General features: G+C 68.5%; 1 protein-coding gene. It reads right to left on the reverse strand.

Features of this window, described 5'->3' with window-relative positions; translation table 11 throughout:
* Positions 1-1,364 (reverse strand): family 2B encapsulin nanocompartment shell protein (locus EIY87_RS07655; RefSeq protein WP_148106208.1); only part of this gene is annotated, 1,364 nt, incomplete at its 3' end.
* Positions 1,365-1,379: the final 15 nt, after the last annotated feature.

The following is a 1,379-nucleotide window of genomic DNA, read 5'->3' on the forward strand; positions in this document are numbered from 1 at the left end:
AGGGCGTCGGGGACGAGGACGGCGGCGGAGTAGTAGGCGGAGACGAGGTAGGAGATGATGGCTTGTTCGCTGATGCCCATGAACCGCACGTTCAGCCCGGGCTGGTATTCGTCGGGCAGGCCGGTCTGGTGCAGGCCGATGACGCCTTGGGCTTGTTCGCCGGTGCGCATGAGCAGGATGGAGCTGGTGCGGGTGTCGGTGACGGGGATTTTGTTGCAGGGCAGGAGGGGGACGCCGCGCCAGGCGGGGACCTGGTGGCCGCCGAGGTCGACGGAGGTGGGGTAGATGCCGGCTTTGGTGCATTCGCGGCCGAACGCGGCGATGGTGGTGGGGTGGGCGAGGAAGAAGGCGGGGTCTTTCCAGACGAGGGTGAGCAGTTCGTCGAGGTCGTCGGGGGTGGGTGGGCCGGTGCGGGTGGGGATGCGCTGGGCGAAGTCGGCGTTGTGCAGGAGCCCGAAGTCGGTGTTGTTGACCAGTTCGTGTTCCTGGCGTTCGCGCAGGGCTTCGATGGTGAGGCGGAGTTGCTGTTCGGTTTGGTTGTGGGGGGTGTTGTAGAGGTCGGCGACGCGGGAGTGCACGCGCAGGACGGTCTGGGCGACGGAGAGTTCGTATTCGCGCGGTTGGGTGTCGTAGTCGACGAAGGTGCCCGGGAGCTGGGGTTCGCCGTCGTGGCCGGAGGCGAGGGAGATTTCGGCTTCGCCGTGGTCGTTGGCGGCGGCGGTGCCGCGGGCGCGGTAGGTGTCGAGGTGGGCTTGGAGGGTGTCGGAGCGGGCGAGGACCTCGTCGAACGCAGCGCGGGGGAGGGTGAGGACGGTGCAGGTGGTGACGGCTTTGGCGGTGAATTCCCAGATGCCGTCGGTGTGGGTGAGGGCGGTGTCGCCGAAGTAGTCGCCGTCGGCGAGGGTGGCGAGGGTGGTTTGGTCGCCGTAGGCGCCGGTGCCGGTTTTGGTGATTTTGCCGTGGGCGATGAGGAAGACCTGGTCGGCGGGGGAGCCGAATTCGACGAGGGTGTCGCCGGGCTGGTAGTCGTGCTGGGTGAAACGGCCGGCGAGTTCGGTGAGGACCTCCTCGTCGTCGTAGCCGCGCAGCGGGGCGAGTTCGCCGAGTTCCGGCGGGATGACCCGGACCTGGGCGCCGGTGGTGGTGAAGGTGACGCGGCCGTCGCCCACGGAGTAGGACAGGCGCCGGTTGACGCGGTAGGAGCCGGCCTCGACGCTGGTCCACGGCAAGGCTTTGAGCAGCCAGCGGGTGGAGATGCCTTGCATCTGCGGGACGGACTTGGTGGTGGTCGCCAGTGTGCGGGCCGCGGCCCGGCCCAGGCTCAGCGGTGCTTGCTCGGATTCCACCGGGTCGGTGACGGTCACAGCGAAAACCACCCA

Source organism: Amycolatopsis eburnea, from assembly GCF_003937945.1.
Lineage (GTDB): Bacteria > Actinomycetota > Actinomycetes > Mycobacteriales > Pseudonocardiaceae > Amycolatopsis > Amycolatopsis eburnea.